The sequence below is a fragment of the Pseudoroseomonas ludipueritiae genome, from assembly GCF_014490445.1.
In the GTDB taxonomy this organism is placed as follows: Bacteria; Pseudomonadota; Alphaproteobacteria; order Acetobacterales; family Acetobacteraceae; genus Pseudoroseomonas; species Pseudoroseomonas ludipueritiae.
Genome location: NZ_JACTUZ010000195.1, coordinates 1 through 6,909, shown reverse-complemented (window position 1 = coordinate 6,909; position 6,909 = coordinate 1). Strand labels below are relative to the sequence as shown.

At 71.0% G+C, this 6,909-nt stretch carries 6 protein-coding genes; 2 read left to right on the top strand and 4 right to left on the bottom strand.

The genetic code is table 11. The features are described from left to right. Positions 1-249 precede the first annotated feature (249 nt). The 4 genes from pheT to rpmI all read right to left on the bottom strand — a co-directional run bounded on the left by pheT (position 250) and on the right by rpmI (position 4,514). Entirely contained in the window at positions 250-2,724 is a 2,475-nt protein-coding gene (gene pheT / locus IBL25_RS23365) for a phenylalanine--tRNA ligase subunit beta (RefSeq protein WP_187780880.1), read from the bottom strand. A 4-nt stretch (positions 2,725-2,728) separates the two neighbouring features. Further along, complete coding sequence (gene pheS / locus IBL25_RS23360; protein ID WP_187780879.1) at positions 2,729-3,811, bottom strand: phenylalanine--tRNA ligase subunit alpha; 1,083 nt, start codon at positions 3,809-3,811, stop codon at positions 2,729-2,731. A 109-nt stretch (positions 3,812-3,920) separates the two neighbouring features. Beyond that, on the bottom strand, positions 3,921-4,292 hold the full coding sequence (gene rplT, locus IBL25_RS23355) for a 50S ribosomal protein L20 (protein ID WP_120640717.1): 372 nt from the start codon (positions 4,290-4,292) through the stop codon (positions 3,921-3,923). A 15-nt stretch (positions 4,293-4,307) separates the two neighbouring features. Beyond that, complete coding sequence (gene rpmI, locus IBL25_RS23350) at positions 4,308-4,514, bottom strand: 50S ribosomal protein L35 (RefSeq protein WP_120640716.1); 207 nt, start codon at positions 4,512-4,514, stop codon at positions 4,308-4,310. A gap of 179 nt (positions 4,515-4,693) precedes the next feature. Between rpmI and dapF the strand changes: the two genes are divergently transcribed. Next, positions 4,694-5,524, top strand: coding sequence for a diaminopimelate epimerase (gene dapF, locus IBL25_RS23345; RefSeq protein WP_187780878.1), 831 nt, complete (start codon positions 4,694-4,696; stop codon positions 5,522-5,524). Continuing rightward, on the top strand, positions 5,521-6,762 hold the full coding sequence (gene mtaB, locus IBL25_RS23340) for a tRNA (N(6)-L-threonylcarbamoyladenosine(37)-C(2))-methylthiotransferase MtaB (RefSeq protein WP_187780877.1): 1,242 nt from the start codon (positions 5,521-5,523) through the stop codon (positions 6,760-6,762). Before dapF ends, mtaB begins: the two co-directional genes overlap by 4 nt. Positions 6,763-6,909 lie beyond the last annotated feature (147 nt).

Here is a 6,909-nt window from a genome sequence, read left to right as displayed (position 1 = left end):
GATGGGCGCTCCGCTGCTGGGCGCGCTTCTGCCGGCCGCGGCGGGTGCCCTGCTGGGCTCGGGCCTTGCCGGCAGCGGCGGGGGTGGCGGCAGCGGGCCCGTGCGCACGCGCTGAAACAGGCCATGAGCGGGCAAGGCTGCCCGCAGGGCCGATGAGCGAAAGCGGCCGGAGCCAGCCCGGACAAAGAAGGGTGGCTCCAGGCATCGGTATTCTGGCCGGGGAAGGCGGCGCCTCCCCCGGCCATGGCATCAGCCCCGCAGTGTCGCGCCCGTGGCCTTGGCCACGGCGGCGACGATCCTGGCGCCGACCGCCTCGATCTCCGCATCCGTCATGCTGGCCTCACGCGGTTGCAGCGTGACCTCCAGCGCCAGCGAGACCTTGCCTTCCGGCAGCTTCTCGCCCGCATAGCGGTCGAAGAGCGACACCTCGGTGATCAGGTTGCGCTCGGCACCCCGGGCGGCGCGCACCAGGTTCTCCGCCGGCACGGTGGCATCCACCAGGAAGGCGAAGTCGCGCCGCAGCGGCTGGAAGGCCGGCAGGTCGGGCAGGCCCTTCTTCTTGCGCTTGGGGTCCGGGATGGCGTCGAGGAAGACCTCGAAGCCCACCGCCGGGCCGGGCAGGTCCAGCTTGGCGCGCAGGCTCGGGTGAATTTCTCCGAATGTCGCCAGCACGATCTTCGGCCCCTGCCGCACCACGCCGGAGCGGCCGGGGTGGTAGAAGCCCGGCGCGTCGGCGGTGACGGTCACCGCCGCCATCGGCACGCCCAGCGCCGCCAGCACCGCCAGCGCGTCGCCCTTGGCATCCATGGCGCCCACCGCGCGGGCGGGCGCGGCCCAGTGGCGTGGCGTCTCGCCGGTGCGGATACCGGCGGCCACCGCCGCCTGCCCGGCGGAGGTGATGTCCCGGTAGGCCGCGCCGATTTCCGCCAGCGCCACATCGGGGTAGCCGCGCGCGGCATTGCGGCTGGCTGCCGTCAGCAGGCTGGCCAGCGGCGTCGGGCGCATCTGGTCCAGGTCGGCGGCGATGGGGTTCTCCAGGCGCAGCGCGGCCGGGGTGTCCCCGAAGAGCGCGGCCACCTTGCCGTCGATGAAGCCGAAGGAGACGCAGTCCAGCATGCCCCGCGCCGCCAGCACGCGGCGGGCGAGGGCGCTGCGCGTCTGGCGCGGCGTCAGGCTCGGCAGCGGCACGGGCGAGGAGACCGGCAGCGAGACCGGCGGCACCGCATCCAGCCCGCGCAGGCGCAGCACTTCTTCCAGCAGGTCGCATTCCGGTTCGATGGCCGCGCAGCCCTCGGCGGCGGCCTGGGCGCGGTCCGCCGGCAGTTCCGGGTTCTGCGCCAGCGCGCCGTCGCGGGAGGCGATGTCGTTGCGCCAGGAAGGAACGTTCACCGTCACGCCCTGCGCATCGCGGCTGGCCACCGTAAAGCCCAGCCGCTCCAGCCCTTCCACCGCCTCTTCCGGCGTGATAGGGGAGCCGCCGAGGCCGGCGATCCGCTCGAACCGCAGATGCGCCGTGCGCTGCCAGGAAGGCTCGGCGCCGGCCGAGACGATCTCGGAAGCCTCGCCGCCGCAAAGCTCGATGATCATGGCCGTCGCCGCTTCCAGCGCGGCGGGCGGCAGCGCCTGGTCCACGCCGCGCTCGAAGCGGGAGCGGGCGTCGGAGCGCAGGTCATGCCGGCGGCCGGAAAGGGCAATGCGCACGGGGTCGAAGAGCGCGGCCTCGATGAAGACCTCGGTGGTGCCTTCGTCGGAGCCGGAATACTCGCCGCCCATGATGCCGGCGAGGGATTCCACCGCTTCCGCATCGGCGATCACCAGATCCTCCGGCGTGACATGCACCTCCTTGCCGTTCAGGGCCAGGAAGCTTTCGCCCTCGCGGCCCCGGCGGATGGTGAGGGTGTTGCCCTTCACCTTCTTCGCGTCGAAGACATGCAGCGGGCGGCCGACGTCATAGGTGAACCAGTTGGTCACATCGACCAGGGCGTTGATCGGGCGCAGGCCGATGGCGGTCAGCTTGTCCTGCAGCCACTGGGGGGAGGGGCCGTTCTTCACGCCGCGCACCGCGCGGCCCAGCACCCAGGGGCAGCCCTCCAGGTCTTCCACCGCCCAGTTCAGGGGCGAGGGATAGGCAGGCACCGCCGGCACCGGCGCGAAGGGCTTCAGCGTGCCGAGGCCCGCCGCCGCCAGGTCCCGCGCCACGCCACGGATGGAAAGCGCATCGCCCCGGTTGGGGGTGACGGAGATTTCCACGATCGGGTCGTCCAGCCCGGCCCAGACGGCATAGGGCTGGCCCACCGGGGCATCCGCCGGCAGGTCGATGATGCCGTCATGATCCTCGCCGAGGCCCAGCTCGCGCGAGGAGCACATCATGCCCTCGCTCCTCACGCCACGGATTTCGCCGACCTTCAGCGTGATGCCGGTGCCGGGCACGAAGGCGCCGGGCAGGCCCAGCACCGCCTTCATGCCGGTGCGGGCATTCGGCGCGCCGCAGACGACGGAGCGGATGACGCCATCGCCCACATCCACCTTGCAGGCGCGCAGGCGGTCGGCATTGGGGTGCTGCACCGCCTCGATCACATGGGCGATGCGGAAGGGCGCCAGCGCCGCCGCGCGGTCCTCCACGCCTTCCACTTCCAGCCCGATGGTGTTCAGGGTGTCGGTGATCTGCTCCAGCGTCGCCTCGGTCTCGAGGTGCCGCTTCAGCCAACTGACAGAAAACTTCATGGCGTCAGACCCCTTCCGCCAGGGTGGCAGGCGACAGCGGGCTGGTGCCGTAATGCTTCAGCCAGCGCACATCGCTCTCGTAGAAAGGCCGCAGGTCGGGGATGCCGTGCTTCAGCATGGTGATCCGCTCGATGCCCATGCCGAAGGCAAAGCCCTGCCACTCGCGCGGGTCGATGCCGCAATTGGCCAGCACCTTTGGGTGGACCATGCCGCTGCCCAGGATCTCCAGCCAATCGCCGCCCTTGCCCAGCTCGCCGGTCTTCCGGTTCCAGCCGATATCCACCTCCATCGAAGGCTCGGTGAAGGGGAAGTAGGAGGAGCGGAAGCGCACCGGCAGGTCGCGGATATCGAAGAAGGCGCGCAGGAAATCGATCAGGCAGCCCTTCAGGTGGCCGAGCGTGATGCCTTTGTCGATCACTAACCCCTCGACCTGATGGAACATCGGGCTGTGGGTGGCGTCATGGTCGGCGCGATAGGTGCGGCCGGGCACGATGACGCGGATCGGCGGCGCCTGCGTGATCATGGTGCGGATCTGCACCGGGGAGGTATGGGTGCGCAGCACCGGGCGGCGGCCATCCGGGCCAGCGGGGACATAGAAGGTGTCGTGGTCCTGCCGCGCCGGGTGATGGTCGGGGATGTTCAGCGCGCCGAAATTGTACCAGTCGGCCTCGATATCCGGCCCTTCCGCCACCGCGAAGCCCATGGCGCCGAAGATGGCGGTCAGTTCCTCGATGGTGCGGGCGATGGGGTGGATGGCGCCGGCTTCCGGCCCGGCGGGCGGGAAGGGGCGGGCGGGCAGCGTCACGTCCATCCGCTCGGCCAGGAGGCGCGCTTCCAGGGCGGCGGCGTCCAGTTCGATGCGCCGGGCCTCGATGGCCGCTTCCAGCACCGCCTTCAACTGGTTCACGGCGGCGCCGCGCGCCTTGCGTTCCTCGGGCGGGAAGGTGCCGAGCGCCTTCAGCAGCGCGGTCAGCGCGCCGCTCTTGCCCAGCGTCGCCACCCGCACCGCGTCCAGCGCGCGGGGGTCGGTGGCGGCGGCCAGCGCCGCCTCGGTATCGGTCTGGAGTTTCGCGAGGTCGTCGGACATCTGCATCCCGCCTGAGCCCTGAAAACGAAAGAAGCCGCCGAACGCCCAGGGCTGACCCCAGGCGGCGGCGGCTCCGTGTCTCGACACTCCCCGGAGGGAGTGGGGGAGATTACGCCTCGGCCGAAGCCGGCAGCGCCGCCTTGGCCTTCTCGACCAAGGCCGCAAACCCGGCGGCGTCATCGAAGGCGATGGTGGCCAGGACCTTGCGGTCGATCTCGATGTTCGCCGCCTTGATGCCGGCGATGAACTTCGAATAGGTCAGGCCCTGCTCGCGGCAAGCCGCGTTGATGCGCTGGATCCACAGGCCGCGGAACTCGCGCTTCTTGTTGCGGCGGTCGCGGTAGGCGTATTGCAGCGCCTTCTCGACGCGCTCGAGCGCGGGGCGATAGGCGGTGGAGGAACGGCCAACATAGCCCTTGGCGAGCTTGAGGACCTTCTTGTGACGGGCGTGGGCGGTAACGCCGCGCTTAACACGTGCCATAGGTCAGATCCTTCCTTACCGGGCCGAACCGTACGGCATCCACTGCTTCACCGTGTCGCCATCCTGCTTGTCCAGCACGAAGGCGCCGCGGTTCTGCCGCTTCATCTTGTTGGTCTTGGCGGTCAGCATGTGGCGCTTGTTGCCGGCGCCAGCCTTCACCAGGCCAGTGGCCGTCAGCCGGAAGCGCTTCTTCACGCTCGACTTCGTCTTCATCTTGGGCATTTCGGTCTCCTGAGTTCGGAAGCATCCGCCGTGAAGCGGACGCGGAACCACGGCCGGGCATGCCCTACAGGCCCGGACGCGCGGGGAAGAGGCGGGCGTATAGCCGTAATGGCCGCGCCAGGGCAAGGGGAGACGCAGCCCCCTTCATTTGTATCGGAATGCGCCGCATATGGGCGGGCATGATCCCGTTCCGGAAGATGCACGGCCTCGGCAATGACTTCGTGGTGGTGGACGACCGCCAGAAGACGCTGGGCGTCACCCCCGCCCGCGCCGCCGCCGCGGCCGACCGCCACCGTGGCATCGGCTGCGACCAGTTCATCGTGCTGGAACAGCCGGGCGGTGAGGGCGCGGATGTCTTCATGCGCATCTACAACCCCGATGGCTCCGAGGCCGAGGCCTGCGGCAATGCCACCCGTTGCATCGCGCATCTGATGATGGAGGAGGCGGGGCGGGAGAGCGTGGTGGTCCGCACCGTGCGCGGCGACCTGCCCTGCCAACGCCTGCCGGATGGCACGGTCAGCGCCGACATGGGCCCGCCCAGCCTGGAATGGCAGGACGTGCCGCTGGCCAGCGCCATGGACACCACGCACCTGCCCATGACGGTGGGCGCGGTGGCGGACCCCGCCGCCTGCTCCATGGGCAACCCGCATGTCACCTTCTTCGTGGGCGACCTCGACCGGCTGGACTGGCAGGCCCTGGGCCCCGAGGCCGAGCACCACCCGCTGCTGCCCGCCCGCGCCAATATCGGCTTCGCCCAGGTGATCGACACCGACCATATCCGCCTGGCCATCTGGGAGCGCGGCGCGGGGCCGACGCTGGCCTGCGGCTCCGGCGCCTGCGCCACGCTGGTCAATGCCCACCGGCGCGGCCTGACCGGGCGGCGCGCGCGCATCGACCTGCCCGGCGGCACGCTGACGCTGGAATGGCGGCTGGACGGGCATGTGCTGATGGCGGGCCCGGTGGCCACCGCCTTCACCGGCGAATTCGACTGGGACGCCCTGGCCGCATGAGCGTGGAGGTCCTGAGCTTCGGCTGCCGCCTCAATACCTATGAGAGCGAGGCGATGCGTGGCCTCGCCACCCGCGCCGGCCATGCCGGCACCGTGCTGGTGAATACCTGCGCTGTCACCGCCGAGGCCGAGAAGCAGGCCGCCCAGGCCATCCGCCGCATTGCGCGGGAAAAGCCCGGCGTGCCTATCGTGGTCACGGGCTGCGCGGCGCAGATCGCACCCGCCCGCTGGGGGGCGCTGCCGGGCGTGGCGCGCGTCATCGGCAATGCCGACAAGCTGAAGCCCGAGGCCTGGGCGCCGAATGCCCCCGCCGCCCCGGTCTCCGACATCATGGCGGCGCGCGACGTGGCGGCGCATCCCGTGACGGAATTCACCGGCCGGGCGCGGGCACTCATCGAAGTGCAGCAGGGCTGCGACCATCGCTGCACCTTCTGCGTCATCCCCTTCGGGCGCGGCCCCTCCCGCTCGGCGCCCATGGGCGCGGTGGTGCAGCAGGTGCGGGCGGCGGTGGCGGCGGGCTACCAGGAAGTGGTGCTGACCGGCGTCGATATCGCCTCCTACGGCCCCGACCTGCCCGGCGCCCCAACCCTGGGGCAGATGATCCGCCGGCTGCTGGCCCTGGTGCCGGAACTGCCCCGGCTGCGGCTTTCATCCATCGACCCCGCCGCCATCGATGACGACCTCTGGCGCCTGATCGGGGAGGAGCCGCGACTGATGCCGCATCTGCACCTCTCACTGCAGCATGGCGCGGACCTGATGTTGAAGCGCATGAAGCGCCGCCACAGCCGGGCCGATGCCCTGGCCGTCGCGGCGCGTGCCCGCGCGCTGCGCCCCGGCCTCGCGCTGGGCGCCGACCTGATCGCCGGCTTCCCGACCGAGACCGAGGAACAGTTCGAAGACATGCTGGCCCTGGTGGAGGAAGCCGGGCTGCATTTCCTCCATGTCTTCCCTTATTCCGAACGGCCGGGCACGCCTGCCGCCCGCATGCCGCAACTGCCTGTCGCCCTGCGGCGGGACCGTGCCGCCCGGCTGCGCGCTGCCGGCGGCGCCGCCACCCAGAGATTCTTTGCCGCCCGGATGGGCCAGGAGGAAGCCGTGCTGCTGGAACGTCCCGATGCCGGCCATACCGAGCATTTCTGCTCGATCCGTCTTACCCATGGCAGCGGCCAGCGTGGCCGCGTGCTGCGCGCCCGCGTGACCGGCGCCGATGCGCGCGGCCTGCTGGCCGAGGCGGCCTGACGCCATGGCATTGCGTGACCTCTGGGCCAAGCTGACCGGCCGCCCGACGGAAGAAGAGCCCAAGGCTCCCCCCGCCGAATCCCACCCCGCCGCCACCGCCCCGGCGCCGGAAGACACCCGCAGCCCGTCGCCGGAGCCCGAGGCCCC

Excerpts from the sequence above, each read along its gene's own strand:
- pheT (WP_187780880.1), bottom strand. The coding sequence starts at position 2,724 with ATGAAGTTTTCTGTCAGTTGGCTGAAGCGGCACCTCGAGACCGAGGCG.
- pheS (WP_187780879.1), bottom strand. The coding sequence starts at position 3,811 with ATGTCCGACGACCTCGCGAAACTCCAGACCGATACCGAGGCGGCGCTG.
- rplT (WP_120640717.1), bottom strand. The coding sequence starts at position 4,292 with ATGGCACGTGTTAAGCGCGGCGTTACCGCCCACGCCCGTCACAAGAAG.
- rpmI (WP_120640716.1), bottom strand. The coding sequence starts at position 4,514 with ATGCCCAAGATGAAGACGAAGTCGAGCGTGAAGAAGCGCTTCCGGCTG.
- dapF (WP_187780878.1), top strand. The coding sequence starts at position 4,694 with ATGATCCCGTTCCGGAAGATGCACGGCCTCGGCAATGACTTCGTGGTG.
- mtaB (WP_187780877.1), top strand. The coding sequence starts at position 5,521 with ATGAGCGTGGAGGTCCTGAGCTTCGGCTGCCGCCTCAATACCTATGAG.